This is a genomic window from Streptomyces sp. GB4-14 (genome assembly GCF_022696125.1).
Lineage (GTDB): Bacteria > Actinomycetota > Actinomycetes > Streptomycetales > Streptomycetaceae > Streptomyces > Streptomyces werraensis.
In genome coordinates, this window is the sequence record NZ_RZHO01000001.1 from 253,232 (window position 1) to 273,246 (window position 20,015).

At 74.3% G+C, this 20,015-nt stretch carries 17 protein-coding genes; 5 read left to right on the forward strand and 12 right to left on the reverse strand.

The window, feature by feature from the left end; translation table 11 throughout:
• Positions 1-4: 4 nt before the first annotated feature.
• On the reverse strand, positions 5-769 hold the full coding sequence (locus ELQ39_RS00825; RefSeq protein ID WP_190005783.1) for a thioesterase II family protein: 765 nt from the start codon (positions 767-769) through the stop codon (positions 5-7).
• A 106-nt stretch (positions 770-875) separates the two neighbouring features.
• Complete coding sequence (locus ELQ39_RS00830; RefSeq protein ID WP_190005782.1) at positions 876-1,697, reverse strand: AfsR/SARP family transcriptional regulator; 822 nt, start codon at positions 1,695-1,697, stop codon at positions 876-878.
• A 402-nt stretch (positions 1,698-2,099) separates the two neighbouring features.
• On the opposite strand from ELQ39_RS00830, the gene ELQ39_RS00835 reads away from it, so the two are divergent.
• The 3 genes from ELQ39_RS00835 (at position 2,100) to ELQ39_RS00845 (ending at position 6,438) form a co-directional block, all read left to right on the forward strand.
• Positions 2,100-3,134, forward strand: a complete 1,035-nt coding sequence (locus ELQ39_RS00835; RefSeq protein ID WP_242590592.1) for an AfsR/SARP family transcriptional regulator — start codon at positions 2,100-2,102, stop codon at positions 3,132-3,134.
• 203 nt (positions 3,135-3,337) lie between these two features.
• Positions 3,338-4,693: a crotonyl-CoA carboxylase/reductase gene (gene ccrA, locus ELQ39_RS00840; protein ID WP_225629120.1), complete on the forward strand. Its 1,356-nt coding sequence runs from the start codon at positions 3,338-3,340 to the stop codon at positions 4,691-4,693.
• Positions 4,690-6,438, forward strand: a complete 1,749-nt coding sequence (locus ELQ39_RS00845; RefSeq protein WP_242590593.1) for a 3-hydroxyacyl-CoA dehydrogenase family protein — start codon at positions 4,690-4,692, stop codon at positions 6,436-6,438. Before ccrA ends, ELQ39_RS00845 begins: the two co-directional genes overlap by 4 nt.
• A 12-nt stretch (positions 6,439-6,450) precedes the next feature.
• Here the strand turns inward: ELQ39_RS00845 and ELQ39_RS00850 are convergent, their stop codons facing one another.
• The 8 genes from ELQ39_RS00850 to ELQ39_RS00885 all read right to left on the reverse strand — a co-directional run bounded on the left by ELQ39_RS00850 (position 6,451) and on the right by ELQ39_RS00885 (position 15,099).
• On the reverse strand, positions 6,451-8,751 hold the full coding sequence (locus ELQ39_RS00850) for an AAA family ATPase (protein WP_242590595.1): 2,301 nt from the start codon (positions 8,749-8,751) through the stop codon (positions 6,451-6,453).
• A gap of 4 nt (positions 8,752-8,755) precedes the next feature.
• Complete coding sequence (locus tag ELQ39_RS00855) at positions 8,756-9,595, reverse strand: 4'-phosphopantetheinyl transferase family protein (RefSeq protein WP_190005777.1); 840 nt, start codon at positions 9,593-9,595, stop codon at positions 8,756-8,758.
• Positions 9,592-11,514: a beta-ketoacyl synthase N-terminal-like domain-containing protein gene (locus ELQ39_RS00860; protein ID WP_242590597.1), complete on the reverse strand. Its 1,923-nt coding sequence runs from the start codon at positions 11,512-11,514 to the stop codon at positions 9,592-9,594. Before ELQ39_RS00860 ends, ELQ39_RS00855 begins: the two co-directional genes overlap by 4 nt.
• A gap of 17 nt (positions 11,515-11,531) precedes the next feature.
• Positions 11,532-12,335, reverse strand: coding sequence for an acyl carrier protein (locus tag ELQ39_RS00865; protein WP_225644021.1), 804 nt, complete (start codon positions 12,333-12,335; stop codon positions 11,532-11,534).
• 93 nt (positions 12,336-12,428) lie between these two features.
• Positions 12,429-13,073, reverse strand: coding sequence for a ScbR family autoregulator-binding transcription factor (locus ELQ39_RS00870; RefSeq protein ID WP_225628722.1), 645 nt, complete (start codon positions 13,071-13,073; stop codon positions 12,429-12,431).
• Between the two features lie 17 nt (positions 13,074-13,090).
• Complete coding sequence (locus tag ELQ39_RS00875; protein WP_190005773.1) at positions 13,091-13,921, reverse strand: AfsR/SARP family transcriptional regulator; 831 nt, start codon at positions 13,919-13,921, stop codon at positions 13,091-13,093.
• A gap of 194 nt (positions 13,922-14,115) precedes the next feature.
• The gene (locus ELQ39_RS00880) at positions 14,116-14,730 is read right to left on the reverse strand and encodes a ScbR family autoregulator-binding transcription factor (RefSeq protein WP_242590599.1); all 615 of its coding nucleotides are present in this window, start codon (positions 14,728-14,730) and stop codon (positions 14,116-14,118) included.
• Positions 14,731-14,889: 159 nt separating this feature from the next.
• Positions 14,890-15,099 carry an acyl-CoA carboxylase subunit epsilon gene (locus ELQ39_RS00885; protein WP_242590601.1) on the reverse strand — a complete coding sequence of 70 codons (210 nt, stop codon included), beginning with the start codon at positions 15,097-15,099 and terminating at the stop codon, positions 14,890-14,892.
• 288 nt (positions 15,100-15,387) lie between these two features.
• On the opposite strand from ELQ39_RS00885, the gene ELQ39_RS00890 reads away from it, so the two are divergent.
• Positions 15,388-16,380 carry a ScbA/BarX family gamma-butyrolactone biosynthesis protein gene (locus tag ELQ39_RS00890; protein ID WP_190005770.1) on the forward strand — a complete coding sequence of 331 codons (993 nt, stop codon included), beginning with the start codon at positions 15,388-15,390 and terminating at the stop codon, positions 16,378-16,380.
• 84 nt (positions 16,381-16,464) lie between these two features.
• On the opposite strand, the gene ELQ39_RS00895 is transcribed toward ELQ39_RS00890, so the two are convergent.
• Complete coding sequence (locus ELQ39_RS00895) at positions 16,465-17,367, reverse strand: SDR family oxidoreductase (RefSeq protein WP_242590603.1); 903 nt, start codon at positions 17,365-17,367, stop codon at positions 16,465-16,467.
• A 184-nt stretch (positions 17,368-17,551) separates the two neighbouring features.
• Here ELQ39_RS00895 and ELQ39_RS00900 point away from each other — a divergent pair, with 184 nt between their 5' ends.
• Positions 17,552-18,217 carry a ScbR family autoregulator-binding transcription factor gene (locus tag ELQ39_RS00900; protein ID WP_190005768.1) on the forward strand — a complete coding sequence of 222 codons (666 nt, stop codon included), beginning with the start codon at positions 17,552-17,554 and terminating at the stop codon, positions 18,215-18,217.
• On the opposite strand, the gene ELQ39_RS00905 is transcribed toward ELQ39_RS00900, so the two are convergent.
• Positions 18,210-19,742, reverse strand: coding sequence for an FAD-dependent monooxygenase (locus ELQ39_RS00905; RefSeq protein ID WP_242590605.1), 1,533 nt, complete (start codon positions 19,740-19,742; stop codon positions 18,210-18,212). The two genes, ELQ39_RS00900 and ELQ39_RS00905, sit on opposite strands and share 8 nt — an antisense overlap.
• Positions 19,743-20,015 lie beyond the last annotated feature (273 nt).

The window sequence follows — 20,015 nt, forward strand, 5'->3', positions numbered from 1 at the left end:
TCCCTCACGTTCGTCCTCCGGTGGTCGACAGTGCGGGCGGCGCCGCCAGCCTGCGTACGACGCGGCAGGCCCGCCCGAGCAGGTGGGGCAGTGGCTGCTCCCGGACGAAGAAGTGGTCACCGGGCAGGGTGCGGGTGACCGTCCGCCCCGCCGTCCAGCGCTGCCAGCCCGCCACCGCCGCGGGCGGCGCCAGCGGGTCGTGCGCGCCCGAGACGGCCAGCACCGGCACCCGGAACGGGCCGCCGGTCACCGGCCGGCGGGCGGCGGCGCGCAGGGCGTCGGCGAGGGTGAGGTCGTCCCGCAGCACCGGCAGCACCATGCGCTGCCACAGGTCGCCGGGGACCGCGTCCCCCGGGCCGGCGCCGACGGCGTCGAGCAGGTCCCGCAGCGTGCCCGGGGACTCGCGGCAGGCGTCGGAGAGCACGGAGCCGGCGTCGGGCGGCGGGCAGGCGCCCACGGCCAGCAGCGCGGGGGTGGGGAGCCCGGCCTCGTGCAGCGCCCGGGCGAGGGTGTAGGCGACCAGCGCGCCGAGGCTGTGGCCGTAGAGCGCGTACGGGCCGGCCGGCGCGCGGAAGCCGTCGAGCAGGTCGGCGAGGAGCGCCTCGCGTCCGGTCGCCCGGGGCTCGCGGCGGCGGCGTTCGCGGCCCGGCAGCAGATGGGGCACGGGCACGGCGCCGTCGCCCAGGGCGGCGGACCAGCCGTGGAAGGCGGAGATCCCGGCCCCGGCGTGTGCGAAGCAGTGCAGGGGCAGCGGCGGTGCGTCGGACATGAACCGTCCCTCCCTGGCGAGTCGCCCCCGGACGTCCGGGAGTCGTCGGCGCCGGCCCGCCCGGCGTGGCGCGGGCGGCCCGGGCCCCGCCGGACTCGGGTACGCCTCAGGCGGCGTACAGGTTGAAGGTGGAGGTGCGGCGCGGTCCGCACACCACGTCCAGGGCCGGGTCGACGGTGAGCATCGCCTGGTGCAGCCGCTGCAACTGCGGCGACGGCTCCACGCCCAGCTCCTCGATCAGGCGGCCGCGCAGCCGCCGGTAGACGTCGAGCGCGGTGGCCTGCCGGCCGGAGCGGTACAGCGCGACCATCGCCTGCGAGTGCAGTCCCTCGTGCTGCGGATGGCGGGCGATCAGATCAGTCAGTTCGGCGATGAGTTCGGCGTGCCGGCCGAGCCGGAGGTCGACGTCGATGCGCCGTTCCACGGTGCCCAGGCGGCTCTCCTCCAGTCGCATGACCTCGATCTCCAGGATCGGGCCGACGCGGACGTCGACCAGGGCCGGGCCCTGCCACAGGGCCAGCGCGTCACGGAACAGGTCGGCGGCCTGCTCGTCCCTGGCCTCCTCGAAGGCGGCCTGACCGGCCGTCACCAGTTGCTCGTAGCGGTGCACGTCGACGCTCTCCGGCGGGACCTGGAGCAGGTATCCGCCGTGCCGGGTGGCGAGCACCTCCTTGGCCCGGCCGGGTGCGTCGGGCCCCATCGCGGTGCCGAGGCGGCGGCGGAGCTGCAGTATGTAGGTCTGCATGGTCGTCATGGCGCTCTGCGGCATGTTGGTGCCCCAGATCTCCTCCATGAGCGTGGGCACGGGCATGACCCGGCCCGGATAGAACGAGAGCAGGGCGAGGATCTGCCTCGGCTTGCCCGCTGTCGGAACGATCGAGACCCCGTTGACGTCGGCGCGCAACGGACCCAGAACCTGAATCTCCATGGTTTCCTCCCCGTACCGGTCCAAGTGGTCGAGGCCCCTCGGTGGCTCAAAGCCGTCGGCCGTTAGGCAAGCTAGCCCCGTTCGGGCCGTACCCCCCGGGATCTCCAGTGGCGTTCGAGCGACTCTCCACGTACGGGCTTCCGCCTTGTCGACGCCCTGCTCAAGAACGCTTGTACGACAGCTGGAGGCCGGCTCGCGACTCCGTCGCCGGGCCCTCGCGGCGGTTACCGTCCCGAGCGTCCATCCCCCTGCCCTCCGACCGCCCCCGGACCGGATTGCCGTCCTCCGCTTCCCGGGTCGCCCCGCCGACGACCACCCGCCGACCGCACCACGCCGACGACCGGCCACGACCGACCGACCCACGACCGGCCGCCCCACCGACCGACCCACGAGGGAGCCCTCATGGAACACCCGCCGGACGGTGCCCCGTCGATCGCCCGGGGCGGCACCGCCACCGGTCACCGCCCGCCGTCCCCCGGAGCCGCCGGGGAGACCGAGTTCCGGCTGCTGGGACCGGTCGAGCTGCACGACGGCACGACCGGCGCGGGCATCGTGCCCTCGGGTTCCAAGCAGCGAGCCCTGCTGTCGGCGCTGGTCCTGCACGCCGACCAGCTGCTGTCCGTCGACCGGCTCACCGAGGAACTCTGGGGCGACCGGCCGCCGGCCAACGCCCAGAACGCCCTCCAGGCCCATGTGGCCCGGCTGCGCAGGCTGCTGCCCGAACCGGGCGAGCGCTCCGCCGGCCACGAGTGGATCAGCACCCTGCCGACCGGCTACCAGCTGAGCCTCGGCCCCGCCACCACCGACGTCGAGCGCTTCCAGCGGCTGTCCGCCCTCGGCCGGGCGGCGGTCTCGACCGACCCCGGGTACGCCGTCCGGCTGCTGCGGCACGCCCTGTCCCTGTGGCGCGGCCCCGCCCTCCAGGACAGCCGCCTCGGCCCGCTGTGCACGAGCGAGGCGGACCGGCTGGAGGAATGCCGGCTGACGGCCCTGGAGTCGCTGTACGAGGCCAGCCTGCGCTGCGCCCAGCACGGCCAGATCACCGGGGAACTGGAGAAGCTGACCATCGACCACCCGCTGCGTGAACGGTTCTACGACCTGCTGATGGTCGCCCTGTACCGCGGTGGCCGCCAGGCCGAGGCCCTCGGCGTCTACGAACGCGCCCGCCGGCGCCTGGTGGAGGCCCTCGGCATCGAGCCGGGCCCGGCGCTGCGCGCCCGGATGGAAGCCGTCCTCAACCACGCCCCCGATCTGTCCGCCCCGCCCCACCTACTCCCCCGCGGCGGGACCGCGACCCTCTCCGAGGCCCTGGAACTCGGCGGCGAGATCGCCCGCCTGCAACGGCGCATCGACGAACTGAGCCGCTCCCAGGATGCCCTCGTACGCCGCTACGACAGCATGGTCGCCCACCTCGCCACCGAGCCGGCCGTCCCCTGACAGCGCCCCCGACGGGCCCCCTGACAACGCCTCTGGACGGCACCCGGCGGGCGCACCCCCTGGGGGATCCCCTGTCCTCCCCCCCCTGGACCGGGGCGGGCGGAAACCGGGGGTGGTCTGGGGTGCCGCGGACCCGCCCCGGTGTTCCACGCTGCTGTCCGACGTGCCGTTGCGCAGCCGTGTCGAGAGGACCGGGAACTCACGTGGACGAGATCATCCAAGCCGTTGCCTGCGGCGGTGACGCCTCGTCGGAGGACTTCGCGGGGCTTCGGCTGCCGGAGTCGTACCGGGGAGCCGTGGTGCGCCGCGAGGACGTGGCCATGTTCGAGGGCATGGCCTCCAGGGACAAGGACCCCCGCAAGTCGTTGCAGGTCCAGCGGGTTCCGGTGCCGCTGCCCGGGCCCGGCGAGGCACTGGTGGCGGTGATGGCGTCCTCGGTGAACTACAACACCGTCTGGTCGTCGATCTTCGAGCCGCTGTCGACGTTCGGGTTCCTCGAGCGCTACGCGAAGCTGTCGCCGCACACCGCCCGCCACGACCTGCCGTACCACGTGCTCGGCTCCGACCTGGCCGGGGTGGTGCTGCGCACCGGTCCGGGAGTGAGCCGGTGGAAGCCCGGCGACCGGGTGGTGGCGCACTGCCTGTCGGTGGAGCTGGAGTCGGCCGACGGCCACGACGACACGATGCTCGACCCCGAGCAGCGGATCTGGGGGTTCGAGACGAACTTCGGCGGCCTCGCGGAACTCGCCCTCGTCAAGTCCAACCAGCTCATGCCCAAACCCGCCCACCTCACGTGGGAGGAGGCCGCGGCGCCCGGCCTGGTCAACTCCACCGCCTACCGGCAGCTGGTCTCCCGCAACGGCGCGCAGATGAAGCAGGGCGACAACGTGCTCATCTGGGGTGCGAGCGGCGGACTCGGCTCCTACGCCACCCAGTTGGCGCTGGCCGGCGGCGCCCACCCGGTCTGTGTCGTCTCCAGCGAGCAGAAGGCCGCGATCTGCCGGTCGATGGGCGCGGAGGCGGTCATCGACCGGGACGCCGAGGGCTACCGGTTCTGGAAGGACGAGAACACCCAGGACCCGAAGGAGTGGAAGCGCTTCGGCAGGCGCATCCGTGAACTGACCGGCGGCGAGGACGTCGACATCGTCTTCGAGCACCCCGGCCGTGAGACCTTCGGCGCCTCGGTCTTCGTCACCCGCAAGGGCGGCACCATCGTCACCTGCGCCTCCACCTCCGGCTACCGGCACGAGTACGACAACCGCTACCTGTGGATGTCGCTGAAGCGCATCGTCGGCTCCCACTTCGCCAACTACCGCGAGGCGTGGGAGGCCAACCGGCTGGTCGTCAAGGGGAAGATCCACCCGACGCTCTCCAAGGTGTACGCGCTCCAGGACACCGGCCAGGCGGCCTACGACGTCCACCGCAACCTCCACCAGGGCAAGGTCGGCGTGCTGTGCCTGGCCCCCGAGGAGGGTCTCGGCGTCACCGACCCCGATCTGCGCGCCCGGCACATCGGCGCCATCAACCGCTTCCGCGAAGGGCAGGCTCCGACCCCATGACCCAGCAGACCCCGCGTACCCATGCCGCGCCGATCGGCGTCGTCGGCCTCGGCTCCGTCGGCGAGGCCCTGACGCTCCTGCTGCACGCGGCCGGCCACCCGGTCGTCGGTGTGGACACCGACCTCGACGCACTGGCCCGCGTCGGCACCCGGGTGAAGGCGTCGACCGCCCCCGAGGGCGCCCCCGACCCCGTCCTCACCGACGACACGGCGGCTCTGCGCGGTGCCCGCCTGGTCGTCGAGGCCGTACCCGAGGACCGGGCCGTCAAGACGGAGGTGCTGCGTCGGATCACCGGGGTCTGCCCGCCCGGCACACCGCTCGTGACCACCACGGCGGCCCTGTCCGTCGCCCGGCTGGCCATCGCCTGCGGGCGCCCCGCCGACCTCGCCGGACTGCGCCTGTTCACCCCGCCCGCCCCGGGCGGACCGGCCGAGCCGGTGCCCACGGGCCTCACCTGCGCGCAGACCGCGGAGGCGGTGCGCGAGCTGGTGGCCGCCGCGGGACTCACCGAGGTCGAGGTCGGCGCGGGACCCGCGGCCGACGCGAACGCCCTCGTGCTCGGGCTGCTGAACCGCGCGGTCGTCCTGTGCTCGGAGGGCTACGCCCCGCACGACGACGTCGACACCGCGATGCGGCTGGGCTGCGGGCTGCCGGCGGGACCGCTGGAGACCCTGGACCGCATCGGGCTCGACACCGCCCACGCCGCCCTGACGGACCTGTGGCGGCGTACGGGTGACACCGCCTTCGAACCGGCGCCGCTGCTCAGCCGGATGGTCGCGGCCGGACGCCTGGGCCGCAAGAGCGGCGGCGGCTTCTACTCCTACGACGAGACCGGCGCCGAGGTCCGGGAGCGGGGCGCCGCGCCGGACGAGACCGGCGCCCGGCCGGTGCGCCGGGTCGGTGTCCTCGGCTCGGGCGCGATGGCCCGGGGCATCGCCGAGGTCACCTCCCTCGCCGGCCACCCCACCGTGCTGGTCGCCCGCACCACGGCGAAGGCGGACGCCGCCCTGGAGTCGGTCGCCGACTCGCTCACCCGCGGGGTGCGCCGCGGCAGGGTGACGCCGGCCGGCCGGGAGGCGACGCTGGACCGGCTGAGCGCCGCCACCGGCCTCGACGCGTTCGCCGACTGCGACCTCGTGATCGAGGCGGTCGCCGAGGACCCGGACGTCAAGCGGACGGTGTTCGCGGCCCTCGGCGAGGCGTGCGCCCCCGGCACGGTGCTGACGACCACGACCTCCAGCCTGTCCGTGGCCGCCTGCGCCGAGGCGTCCGGTCGGCCCGCCGACGTCGTCGGCCTGCACTTCTTCAACCCGGCCCCGGTGATGCGGCTGGTGGAGCTGGCGCACGCCCCCGGCACGGACCCCGGTGTGCTCGCCACCGCCCGTGCCTTCTGCCGGGAGCTGGGCAAGACCGTGGTGGAGTGCCCCGACCGCACCGGCTTCATCGTCAACAGCCTGCTGTTCCCCTATCTCGGGGCGGCGCTGGCGCTGCTCGACCGGCCTGGGGCGGACGACCGTGTCGTCGAGCGCACCGACGCCGCCGTGGAGCGCGGATTCGGCTACCCCATGGGCCCGTTCGCGCTGCTGGACACCATCGGCCTGGACGTCTCCCTGGCCATCCAGCACCGTCTGTTCGACCACTTCGAGACGCCGGAGCACGAGCCCTCCGACGCCCTCGCCGAACTGGTGTCGGCCGGGCTGCTCGGCCGCAAGAACCGCCGGGGCCTGCGCACCGGCGGCCGCTGACCCGCCGCCCGGCTACCCCGCGCCGTCGGCGGGCCCGGCGGCGCGGACGGCGGCCAGCTTGGCCAGGTCGCCGCGCGATCTCACGCGCAGCTTGCGGTAGACGTGGGTGAGGTGCTGCTCGACGGTGCTGGGAGTGACGTACAGCTGGGCGGCGATGGCCCGGTTGGTGCAGCCGGCCGCGGCGAGCAGCGCGACGCGCCGCTCGGCCCGGGTGAGCACGGCGACGGGGTCGTCGTCCGGGGTGTCGCCCAGGCGGCGCAGCGCCCGGTCGGCGGGCGTCCGCCAGTCCAGTCCGTCCCGGCTCCGCTCGCCCCAGTCGGCCAGCAGGTCGCGGCAGGCGTGGAAGTCGGCGAGCGCGGTCCGCGCCCGTCCGGCGGCCAGCAGATGACCGCCCCTGGCCAGCAGGTAGTGCAGCCCGGCCCGGGTGCGGAACATGGCGTCCGGCACCGGGACCCGCAGCAGCCGCGCCGCCTCGTCGTGCGCCTGCCGTGCGGTCGCCGCGCGCACGGCGGCCGCCAGCGGCATGCCCACGGCCACGCCCCAGGCCGCGGGCGACAGCAGGGCCAGCGCCCGCGCCGCGTGCCCGGCGCCGGCGTCGTACGAGCCGGTGCGGACGTGCAGTACGGCGGTGGTGGCGGCGGCGACGGCCTGCCGGGCCGGTGTGGTCCCGGCCGGTTCCGCCGCGCCGGTCAGCTCGCGCCACCGCGCGGCCCGGTCGGTCTCTCCGGCGTACAGCAGGGCGACGAGCAGGGCGGCGACGGAGGGCGGTGGGGCGAGGGTGTGGACGAGCGACTCCAGAACCCGCTCCACCGCGTCGGGTGCGGGTGCGGGACCCTGCCGGCCCGGGCACAGATGGGCGAGCGCGGTCCGCACCTCACGGGCCCGCGTGCCGTCGCCGGCGCCTGCGGCGCCACGGGCGACCGTGTCGTGCCGGCCGTGCCACAGCAGCAGGGCCGCCGCCTCCGCCCACCGCCCGTCGTCGGGCCGCAGTGCGGCCAGATCGCGTTCCAGGGCGGGCAGATGGCGGATGACGGACGCCGGATCGCTCTCCCACTCGGCGCGGGCGAGCGTGGTCAGCATGCCGTCCGGGCGCTGCCCGCCGTCGTGCAGGCGGTGGGCGGTGCGCAGGAACTCGGCGGCGCGGCGCGCCTGCCCGGCCGGCATCGCGTGCCGGGCCGCCTCCGCCAGTACGGGGACGGCCCACGACGGGGCGTCGGCGGTGCCGCCGTCGGCGGTCCGGGCCGCCTGGGCGGCGACGAGGTGGCCGGCCACGACGGGCGGTTCGGCTCCGGTGTCGTAGAGCACCCGGGCGGCGCGGGCGTGCAGGCGGGCGCTCTCCTCGGCGGTCAGCGACTCCAGTACGGCGGCGCTCACCCCCTGGTGGCGCAGCCGGCCCACGTCGAGCAGTCCGGTCGCCTCCAGCGCGGCCAGGCTCGGGACCACGGCCCGTTCGGGCACGCCCAGGAACCGGGCGAGCAGCGTCAGCGTCACCTGGTCGGCGAGGACGGCCAGCGCCTTCGCGGTCCGCGTCACCGCGGGCTCCGCACCGCGCAGGCAGCCGACGACGGCCCGCCGGAAGGCGGTACCGGCGACCGGCCGGGCGGGACGGACCGGCCCGCAGTCCCGGTGGTCGGCCAGCACACCGTGCAGCAGCCGCGGGTTGCCGCCGGTGAAGCGGTGCCAGTCGGGGGCCAGCCGCCGGGCCGTCGCCGCGTCCATCGCGCCCGCCGGGCGTGCGCCGAGGAACTCGGCGACCCCGTCCTCGGACAGGGTGCGCAGGGGCACGGGGACGCAGCGCGGGTGCCGCAGCACCTCGGCCAGCGGCAGCGACGGCGTCGACGACGGCCGTCCGGCGAGCACCAGCAGGACGCCGGTGGCGGCCAGGCGCCCGCACAGGTAGAGCAGGCAGCGCGCGGACGGTTCGTCGGTGTGGTGGACGTCGTCCACGGTCACGACCACGGGCCGGTGGGCAGCGAGCGCGCGCAGCGCCTCGTAGAGCGTCTCGGGCCGGTCCGCGTCCCGGCCGTCCCGTGCGCCGGACGGAGGGCCCGTGCCGCCGGCGGTGCCGCTGAGGAGCTGGCCCACCACTCCGTACGGCAGGCCCCGCTCGGCCTCGGTCGCGCACGCGCCGAGCACCGTGGCCCCTGCCTCGGCGGCCGTTGCGGACAGGGCGCGCAGCACGGCGCTCTTGCCGGTACCGGGGCTGCCGGTGAGCGCGGCGGCGCTTCCCCTGCCCTGCCCGGCGTCCGTCAGCAGCCCCTCCAGCAGTCGCAGCGGGTCCTCCCGCCGGATCAGGTCCCCCACCGTCCCCACGCGCTCACCCCGTCGTCGGCGCCGGTTCGGGCAGGGTCACCAGCCGGGGGGCGGACCGGCCCCACGGGAAGCCGTGGTGGAGCTGGAGGGCGGGCGGCGCGTCGGAGTCGGCCAGGACGGCCACCGCGACCAGCACATCGGGCACCGGCTCCAGTTCGACGAACCGCCACCGCCGCTCGGCGTCGTTCCCGGGCGGCTGGAACCCGAGGACGCCGCGGTCCTCGGCCAGCCTGAAGGAGAACGCGTCGAAGGGCAGGCCGAGCCCCAGCCCGCGTGCCTTGGAGTACGCCTCCTTCAGCGTCCACAGCCGCAGCAGCCGCCGGTCCCGGGGGCGGCCGGGCGCGGCGCGCGCCACCCAGGCCTGTTCCGAGGCGGCGAACGTCTCCAGGATCGCGTCGAAGCCCTGGTCTCCGCGGTCGAGCCGTTCCACGTCCACGCCGATGCGGTGCCGTCGGACCACGCCGAGCAGGTTGTGCCCGCCCGCGTGCGAGAGGTTGAAGTCCAGCTCCCGGCCACCGCGCGGCAGCCCGTCCGGCGGTTTCTGCAGGAACGGCCGTCCGCGCGAGGAGCGCCAGATGACGGCCTCCGCCTCCGGCAGGCCGCACTCCAGGGCGAGTACGCGCCGCACGAGGGCGTGTGCGACGAGGTACTGGCGCCGGTCGCGTTCGAAGAGGAAGCGGCCGGCGATCTCCTGCTCGTGTTCGTCCAGCCAGTGCCGGGCCAGGATGGCCGCGATGCCCGGGGCCAGTTCGTCGTTGGGACAGAACCACAGCTTCACGGGTTCGGTGCCGTCGAAACGCTCCAGGACGGCCGGGGCGCCGGCCGCGCGTGCCTCGTCGTTCATCCCGTCGGCTCCGGTTCCCGCGGTGCGCCGGCGCCGTCGGTGCTCAGCCACAGCGGCCTGCGCAGGTGGACGGAGGGCGGCGGCTCGGCGGATGCCGCGCCCGGCGACGCGGCCTCCAGCGCGGCCCAGTCGACGTCGACGCCGTTCAGCCAGAGCCGGGTCACCTGCTCCCGGTGTCCGGCGCGCCACAGGGCGGTGAGGTAGTCGCGGGTCTGCGGCAGGCCGCCCAGGTCCATCGGGTCGGCTCCGCCGCGCAGGTCGGCCGTACGGGCCTCGTCGCCGGCGCTTCCGGTGTCCGCGAAGCGCCGCAGCGCGGCGATGACGCCGGGCGCGTCCGAGGCGGGCAGCGCGAGCCGGCACGGCAGGGCGGCGCGTCCGGCGCGCAGGGCGCGCGCGAGGCCCGCGGGCAGCGCGCCGGCCGGGTGGCCGGCGTCGGCGGCTCCCGCCAGCCAGTCGGCGAACCGGCGGGCGGTGGCGGCCAGATGGGCGGGCGTCGGGGCCGACAGCAGGAACGGCCCGTCGTCGCCGGGTTCCTCCCCGGTCGGCGCCTCGGCCGCCGGGTGCTCCTCGACCACGGCCCGTGCCGCACACCCGCCGTCGGCCGCGATCTCGACCGTGGCGGTACGCGGCAGTTCCCGTCCCGTGTCGTCGCACGTCCGCGGCCAGGGGGCCGCCGCGTCCCGGCCGTCGCCGGGCGCGAGGACCCCGTGCCGCACCTGGAGCACGGCGGCGGTCAGCGCCGCGATCCCGGTGGCCGCGCCGGCCGAGCCGATCCGCCGGGCGGTGCTCTCGCGGGTCTCGTGCGCCCCGTCCGTCCGCCGGCGGGTGCGGGAGCCGGCGGTGCGGCCGTCGGCGGTGTCGCGGATGACGGCGTGCACCCGGTCCCCGTCGTCGAGCGCCCGGCGCAGCGGTTTGAGCACCACGGCGCCCACGCCCTCACCGGCGCCCTCCCTGATCCGAGAGGGGTGCAGCAGGAGTTCGACGCCTCCGACGACGGCTGCCGCGCACTCCTCGCGGCGCAGCGCGCCGACGGCGAGGTGGAGGGCGGTCAGGGCGGAGCACTCCGCGGTGTCGACGGCCCGCGCGGGCCCGGTCAGCTCCAGTGCCGAGGCCAGCCTGCCGGGCAGGCCCCCGTGGCCGGCCGCGGGGGCCGGGCGTCCGTCGGTCCAGGAGGCGGCGGCCAGGAGGGCGTAGTCGTGGCTGCTCGCGCCGACGAACACGCCCAGGGCGCGCGGTGGTCCGCCCGGGGAGGTCAGGGCGTCCAGCCGTGAGCCGGTGCACCCCGCGCTCTCGAGCGCCTCCCAGGCGACCTCCAGGAAGAGCCGTTCCTGCGGGTCCGTCAGGGCGCCCTCATCAGGCGTGATGCCGAAGAACTCGGGGTCGAACCCGGCCACGTCGTCCAGGAAGTGGCCGCGCCGGCCGGGCGGCGCCGGGGCGAGACCGGGCCGGGTGACGGGCACGGCGCGGGACGTGTCGCGGCCGGTCCGCAGGTTCTCCCAGTGGGCGTGCAGGTCGGGGGCGAGCGGATAGCGGCCGGCGATGCCCACGACGGCGTAGCGGTCCTCCACCGCCGGACGCCCGGGGGGCGGCACGGCACCCGGCTCGGCGTACCACGGGCCGGGAGACGGCGCGGACGGCTCCGCGTCCAGGGGGGCGGGCGGGTCGGCGTCGGGCCGCACGGACGGTTGCGCGTACGGCTCGGCGGGGGCCGCGGCGGGCGGCTGTACGGGCGGCTGCGTGTCCGGGTCGCCGGGTGGTGCGGCGGGGGGCCGCGCGTACGGCTCGGTGGGCCGGGACGCCGTCTCCGGCCGGGTCCTCGTGTCCGTGCGGGCCTGCCGTGCCCCGGTCAGCAGGCGGGCGGCGTCGTCCCGGCCGAGGGTCCCGGCCTTGAACCGGGTGAGGATCTCGCGTTCGTCCATCGGGCACACCGGTCCGTTCAGGCCCGCCGGGGCAGCAGGGCGAGGGCGTCGTCCACGGAGATCCGGTCCTCGCGCACGGCGTCGAGGAGGTCCGCGAGGTCCGGGGAGCCGCCCGGGGCGGGCGCGCGGCGGGCGGTGAGGGAGGCGATGTGCGCGGCCATCGCCGCCAGGTTCGGGTGGTCGTACAGCGTGACGGCGCGCTCCCGCACGCCGTAGATCGCGTTGACCGTCGCCACGAACTCCGCGCCGAGGATGGAGTCGATGCCCAGGACGTTGAAGGCGGCGGTGGTGCTGATCTCCCAGGGGTCGCAGCACAGGATGCGGGCGAGTTCCTCGCTCAGCACGTCCAGTACCGCCTCCTGCGCCGAGGTGTCGGTCCGGGTCTGCCCGGAGGGCGCGCCGGTGTGCCCCTGGCCGAGGCCGGCCGCCGGGGAGGCGGCGGGCGTTTCCGGGACCGTTCGGTGGGCGGGTGCCGGGGCACCCACGGGCCCCGTGCCGGAGTGGTCCGGTGCGTCGGCCCGGGTGGTGGTGCCCGGACCCGCCCCCTCGCGGGCCACGTGCCGGGCGAAGGCCTGCGGGGTGGGGTGGTCGAACAGCGCATCGGGTTTGACGGCGAGGCCGTGGCGCGCGTTGACGGTGGCGACGAACTCGACGGTCAGCAACGAGTCGAGGCCCAGCGACCGGAACGTCCGGTCCGGGTCGATCTTCTCGGGCTTGAGGTGCAGGACGGCGGCGAGTATCCCGACGAGTTCGGTCAGCAGGCCCTCGGGGGCCGGTGCGAGGCTCGTGGGCGGGCGGGTCCGGCTGCTGTCATAGGACATGGTCTGACTCCTGGGGTTCCGTTCCGGAGGGCCGGTGACGGACGGGGCGAAGGTGCGCACGGTCCGCCGGGTGGACGGGCGGGGAGGCCGCGTTCAGGCCACCTCGGCGGACCGTACGCACAGGTTCGTGGAGTGGACGTCGTAGCGCCCCACGTGCGCGGCGGGGACGAGGGCGGGCAGCAGGAACTCCCACAACGCCGCGACCCGGCGCCCGGGTTCGCCGGGACCGGTGCCGGTGCGGGACAGTGACGCCAGTCCGCACACGGCCGCTGACAGCACGGTCTCCGGCCCTTCGGCACCGAGGTGCTCGCGCAGTTCCCCCGCCGTCCGGGCGCGGGAGACCAGCCGCAGCACTTCGGTGATCCATGCCTGACGGACGTCGGCGACCGGGGGCTGCCGCCCGCTGCACTCGTCGGTGATGCGCAGACCCGCCCGGACCACCGGGTCCTCGCGCAGCACCCGCGCCAGCCAGTGCGAGGTGTCGATGAGGCTCTGCACGGCCGGCACGCCGGCCTCGCGCTGCCGGTGCGCGAAGTCGCGCAGCACGGCGTGCGCCTGTTCCTGCACGGCGTCGACGAGACCGTCCTTGGAGGCGAAGTGGAAGTACAGGGCGCCCTTGGTCATGCCCGCGGCGTCCGCGATCTGTTCTAGGGAGGCGCTGGCGTAGCCGTGCTGGTCGAACATCCGCGCCCCGGCGCGGACCAGCTTGCGTCGCGTCCTCTCCGACCTGGCCTGCATACCCGCTCCCTCCCCGTCTACCCGACGCGGCTGAGCCGCTCACTGCCGACGGCCGCGCCGACCGGCACGGACTCGGGGCCGGACATGAGGATCGAACGCTGCATCCGGCGCAGGCCCGCGGAGGGTTCGAGGCCGAGTTCCCGGACCAGGGCGTTGCGCAGCCGCTGGTAGACCTCCAGGGCCTCGCTGCGCCGGCCGGAGCGGTGCAGGGCGAGCATGAGCTGGCCGTGCAGGTTCTCGTGGGTGCGGTGGCGGCTGACGAGCACGGTGAGTTCGCCCAGCAGTTCGCGGTGGCGGCCCAGCCGCAGGTCGGCCTCGATGCGCTGGTCCAGCGCGCACAGCCGGGTCTCCTCCAGCCGCCTGGTCTCGATCTCCAGTTGGGCCCCGGTCTGCACGTCGGCCAGCGCGCCGCCGGTCCACAGCCCGAGGGCGTCGCGCAGGTGACGGGCCGCGCCCGCGAAGTCGTCGGCGTCCATGGCCCGGTAGCCCAGGCCGGCCAGCCGCTCGAACTCGCGGACGTCACTGGTGCCGTCCGACGTGTTGAGCAGGTATCCGCCGGGCAGGGTGACGAGCACGTCCTTGGCGGTGCGCCCGGCGGTGTTCTCCGGGTCGCGCCGCAGGGCGGCCGAGATCAGCTCCCGGAGCTGGAGCACGTACGTCTGGAGCGTGGTGCGTGCGCTGCGGGGCGGCCGTTCGCCCCACAGTTCGTCCATGAGCGTGCGGACGGGCACCACCTGGTCCGCCTGGAGGGCGAGCAGCGCGAGCACCTGACGCGGTTTCGGCGCCGTCGGGGTGACCGAGATGCCGTTTTCCCTGACGCTGAGCGCCCCCAGAACGTCGATGTCCATGCCGTCTCCCCTATCCCTGCATGAGTCGTCCTGACACAGCCGCTTCCTGGCATGACCCCAACTAAAAAACAGGACGGATGGTTTGTCAATACCAAACCAACCGCGCTGTTTTATTTTCGCAGACGCACTCGAGCGCCGCCGGAGTCGGAGATGAAGCCAACAAAACCGACATTTTTACCGACTGCATGGTCTTTTTATTGAAGGGTGAAACAGCCCGCCCGGACCAGCGTGGGTCGCTCCGTCAGGCGGGGCAGCAGCAGCTTCCAGAGGCCCGCGACCCGTTCCTGCGACAGCCACGCCGCTTCCTCGCCGCCGAGCACCTCGAAGCCCACCGTCGCGGCCACGACGACGGTCGCGGCGTCGTCCGCCGACACCCCCCGGGTGAGCCAGCCGTCCCGCTCCGCGCGCCGCACCGTCTCCTCGACCCAGTGCTGCCACTCCCGCCTGAGCGAGGCGCTCTCGCCGCGGCCGGGGTCGTCGCCCAGCTCGAAGCCGGCCCGGACCACGACGTCCTCGGCGATCCGGTCCACCAGTCCGTAGGTCGCCTCCACCAGGGCCGGCAGGGCGCGGCCGTCCCGCCCCAGCGACTCCTCGATGACCAGGCGCAGCCTCGCCAGGGCCTCGTCCTCGACGGCCCGCGCCAGGGCCCGCTTGCTCTCGAAGTGGAAGTGCAGGGCTCCGTTGCTGACCCCCGCCTCACCGCTGATCGTGGACAGCGAGGCGGCCACGAATCCCTCCCTGGCGAAGAGTTCGGCCCCGGCGCGGATCAGCGCCTGGCGCGTACGGAGCGCCCGCTCCTGCTTGACCATCAGTCGCCTCCCGGCTGGGGCCTGGGCTCATGGCACACGGGGCGTCCTGCGCCTTCTCTGCCAGGCGGTTCGTTCCATTCCAGGTTAACAAACCGCCCGCGCGGTTTATAGGGGGGTAGGTGGAGGGCGCACGACCCTCCACCCCTGGCGCGATGGGCCCTATTGCCAACTACGGGGAGAGCGATAGGTCACGGGGGGCCACTGCGGGCGACGCCGCGACGGGGCACCGGACGACACCCTCCCGGCGTCCGCCCCGCCGCGCCCGGCCAGCACCGAGCACAGCACGAGGACCACGGCCGCCAGCTCGTCCTCGTCGGCGCTCCCGCGTTCTATGCGCAACGCGAGTTCAAGGGACCCAGCTCCGTCCATGTCCGCCCCTCCCCATCCCCGCCACGGTGCGGCGCCGCGCTACAGACGCGCTCCAGTCCCGCTGGAGAGCGCCGTGCCGACCGGCCCGGACGGCAGGGCGCCCGCGGTGCAGATGAGCTGGAGGAACGGTCGAGAAAAGACCAGAAATAAGAGATGTCATTCCGCTCCTGGTCCACGACGGCTCTGATCGATCGTTGGCGGAGGCTCCGATTCCTCTAGAAATCAAACCGGCCGGTCTCTATCTTTTGAGCTCCGCAGCACACACTCCGATCACGTCCAGGGGGAGCGATGACCGCGAGCACGTTTCAGACAGAAGGCCCGTCGATCGAACAGAGTGCGGCACCGGCCGCCCTGTCGCCCTTCCGGACGGCAGTCGCGTACGACAGAAAGCTGACGACCACGGTCCCCAGGGAACTGGTGCACCGCGCGGCCGTCGCCGAGGTCATGCTGACCGACTGGAAGCGGCTGGACGACACCCGCTTCGACATGACCGCCCAATGGCCGCGGGGCCACAGCTTCTTCACCGCCGTGGAAGGGGTCCACCACGACCCGCTGATCGCCGCCGAAACGATTCGACAGATCGGTTCCCTGCTCGCGCACGCCGAGTTCGGCGTCCCCTTCGGCCACCAGTTCCTGATGGAGGAACTCAGCGTCACCGTGCATCCCGAGCAGCTCGAGGTCGCCCGGACACCCGCCGCACTGGACCTGGAGGTCCTGTGCAAGGAGGTCAAGAAGCGCGGCAGCCGGCTGACCTCCCTGTGCTACGAGACGACGGTCCTGCGCGAGGGACGGCTCGCCGCGTCGGGGCGGTTCTCCTTCGCCTGCATCGCTCCGGCCGTGTACCGCCGGCTGCGCCCTGAGCGCGTGTTCGATGCCGAGTACGGCCCGATCCCGCTGACCGCTCCGGTGGCGCCGCAGAGCGTGGGGCGCACGTCGTCGGCCGACGTGGTCCTCTCCCCCACCGGGGAGCCGAACCACTGGCAGCTCCGGGTGGACACCCGGCACCCCGTGCTCTTCGACCACCAGGTCGACCATGTCCCGGGCATGGTGCTGCTGGAGGCGGCCCGCCAGGGGGCGACCGTGGCCCTGGGCGGCTCCCCCATCCTGCCGCTCGGCCTGCAGTGCGAGTTCAAGAAGTACGCAGAGCTTGACCGGCCCTGCCTGATCGATGCCCTGCGCCTGCCCAAGGCCCCCTCCGCCCCGGAGATGGTCCTGGTCACGGGCCACCAGGACGGCAACATCGTGTTCACCGCGACGGTGACCGCCGCGCCCGCCGCCTGACGGCACGAGAGCGGGGGGCCGGCCTGTGGGCCGGTCCCCTCGCTCTCACCCGGCACAGGAACTACCGGCAGCCCAGCGTGCTGCTCACCCGGGACGAAGCCCCCGGACCGGCCGGGCCGCCCCGCCCCCCGCGTCGTCCGCCCCGCCGCCGAACGCCGCGATATGGTCCCGCGCCCAGACCGAGAAGGGCCGAGCCGGACGTCCGGTCAGCCTCAGAACCGTGTCCTCGGCATGAGCCTTGGCCCCCGCCCGCTGTCGCTCCGCGCCGGCCAGCAACGCCTCGGCGACGGCTTCGGGGTGACGCTGCCGCAGGGCCGCGCGCGCCTGGGCGAGGGAGAGTTCCTCGAAGCGCAGGGGAACGCCCAGCAGCTCTCCGAGCCGCGCCGTCTGCTCCGCGGCGCTGATCGGTTCCGGCCCGGTCAGGGTGTAGGCGCGCCCCTCGTGCCCGTCCTCGGTCAGCGCGCACACGGCCGCCGCGGCGACGTCCCGCGGATCGACGCAGACGTTGGCCGAGTCCCCGTACAGCGCGCGCACGACCTGCTCGGACCTGATGGACGCCGCCCAGGACAGCGTGTTGGACATGAAGGCGCGCGGGCGCAGCACCGTCCATCCCAACCCGGAATCGCGCAGCAGGTCCTCGCCGGCGCGGTGCCAGCGGGTGATCAGGTCGTCCGCCCCGCTGTCCTCGACGGCGGCCGCGGACAGCCTGACCAGATGCCGGACACCCGCCGTGCGCGCGGCCCGGACGAAACGCGCGTCGTCGTCACCGCCGATCCGGCTGGTGAGGAGGAAGGCGCGGCGCACGCCCCGCAGGGCGCGTTCCAGTGAGAGCTGGTCCGCGTAGTCGCCGGCCACCACCTCGGTCCCGTCGGGCGCTCCCACCACCTTCGACGGGTCCCTGGCCATGACGCGTACCGCGACACCGGCGGGGAGCCGCCGCAGCACTTCCCCTCCGATGGTTCCGGTGGCCCCGGTCACGAGAATCACCCGTACGTCCTCCCTCAAGACGGCAGGCGCGGAGTGCGCCGCACGATTTTTTTCCGGCTACCTCACGGCTGCGCGAAGCTCAATAGGCTGTAAGATACGTACTGGGCGGTTTTTTTGGGGGTTGGTCCGAGGCACCCAGGCCGCCGAGCAAACTTCGTTTCGACGAGAAGGGGAGGGCGGCAGCGTGGTGAAGCAGGACCGTGCCATCCGTACCCGCAGGAACATCCTTGAGGCGGCGGCGAAGGTCTTCGAGGAACGCGGGTACCAGGCCGCGACCATCGCAGAGATCCTCGGCACCGCCGGCGTGACCAAGGGGGCGCTGTACTTCCACTTCAGCTCGAAGGAACAGCTCGCCCTCGGGGTACTTCACGAGCAGGACCAGCGTTTCGTGATCCCCGAACGCTCCTGCAAGTTGCAGGAGCTGGCGGACGAGGTGCTGTTGCACGCCTACCGCCTCCAGTCCGACCCCATGGTGCGCGCGGGCGTGCGCCTGAGCATGGACCAGCACGCGGAGGGACTCGACCGCAGCGGTCCCTTCATGCGCTGGAGCGGTGTCTGCCGGGAGCTGCTGGAGCGGGGTCAGGCCCAGGGCGAGCTGCTGCCCCACGTGGTCCCGTTGGTGACCGCCGACATCGTGGTCGGCACGTTCGCCGGCATCCAGTCCATGTCCCAGGCGGTCAGCGACTACCAGGACCTGCTCCACCGATCCTCCGAGCTGCTACGTCATCTGTTCCCCAGCATCGCCGTGCCCTCCGTACTGGCCTCGCTGAACCTCTCCGAGCAGCGGGGCGAAGAGGTCTACCTGGAGATCCAGCACGGACTGCGGGAGCCGGTGGCCGCCGCTAGCTGAGCGCCCCCGCGCCCGCCATGGCCGGCCGGTCGGCGACGGTGGCCGGCCGGCCACCGAAGTACAGTGCGAGCGCGTCGCCCAGGCCGTCACCCGGGCCGTCGTCCTGCCCGGAGGCCGACGCCCAGGCGACATAGCCGTCGGGCCGTACCAGCAGGGCGTCGCAGGGGACTTCGGGGGTCGGTTCGGCGCGGACCAGCCGCAGTACTCCCGTCCATCCGCGCGGTCTGCGCGCGCACCGGAGCCCTTCCTCACCGAAGGCCAGCAGCAGGGGCCGGCCCGCCTGGAGCAGCGCGATCACGTCGGTCCGGCCCGCGCTCGTGTTCAGGGCCACGTTGTGCAGGAATCGTCCTTCCCATGCGGAGGGCCGCGGGGTGCGGCCCGGCAGGACCGTGTCCTGACCGCTGATCATGTCGCTGAGGTACCGGCTCTCCCGGCCCGCCGTCACGAGTTCGGCGAACACACCGCGCAGCGCTTCGGCGTCGGGGCCCGGCCGCATCAGGGCGAGCTGGGCCCGCGTGTTGTCGATGACCCGCTGGGCCTCCGGGCGGCGTTCCGCGTCGTAGGTGTCCAGCAGGTCGTCCCCGGCGCGGCCCAGCACAGTGAGCGCGAGTTTCCAGCCGAGGTTGAGGGCGTCCTGGACGCCGCCGCTCAGGCCCTGGGCGCCGACCGGGAAGTGCATGTGTGCCGCGTCTCCGGCCAGGAGGACCCGGCCGAAGCGGTAGGAGCGGACGAGCTGGGCGAAGTCGCTGAACCGGCTGAGCCAGCGCGGCTCCCGGATCCCGATGTCCTTCCCCGCGATCCGGGCGAGCTCGCCGCGCAACTCCTCGGGGGTCGGCGGCAGATGGCGTTCGGGGTGTGCGCCGGCGCAGTCGAGGGTCTTGACGTGGGTTCCGGCGCCGGCGATGTCGTGCGCGACGATCCAGCCGCGCGGGGTGCGGTGCCAGCCCGGCGGCAGCGAGCGCGCGTCCTCCAGCGTGACCAGCCCGGCGAGCCCCGAGGTCGTCGCCCGGTACGTCCGGGCGGGTATGCCCGCCAGTTCACGGACGGTGCTGCGTCCCCCGTCCGCCCCCACCAGGTACCGGGCGGTGCAGAGCAGCGGGCCGTGCGGCCCCTTGGCCGTGACCCGGACGCCGTTCCGGTCCTGGGCGATCTCGGTCACGTGGTGCGCCCGCAGGATCCGGACCCCGACGGCCCGCGCCCGCTGCTCGAACAGGCGCTCGAGGTCGGCCTGGGGCCGTTGCAACACAGGGCCGGGCTCCGAGGCGGGGGCGGTGATGGACAGGCCGGGTATCCCGGCGTAGCGGAACGGTGCCCGGGCCTCGGGCGCCGTGGCGTCCGCCTGCGCCACGAGTTCGGGGAAGTACCCCCGCCTGGCGAGTCCTTGCAGGGCCCTGGCGTGCAGCACTCTCGCCTTGGGCCGCTCCGACACGGTGGCCTGCGCCTCCAGCAGGAGCGTACGAACCCCGTGGGCGCCCAGCTCGGCCGCCACCAGCAGGCCGACCGGCCCGCCCCCCACGATCACCACCTGTGCATGCTCACGACGCCTCACCCCAGGACCTCCCCTTGACCTCGAAAGGCGCCGCGGCACGAGACCCGGACGGGAACCACCATGTGACAACCGCACGATGCACGCCCCTTCCCCCTGCCGTGGCGTACGGAATGCCGACCTCCGGCCCTCTGTGGTGCCGGACGGCCTCGACGTCGAGAAATATACCGGATGGACGGTTCTTTTCAAGGGGGAGTACCCGTTACGCCACCGTCACAGCTTGTACCGAAGAACGTCAAGAACAAGAGGACT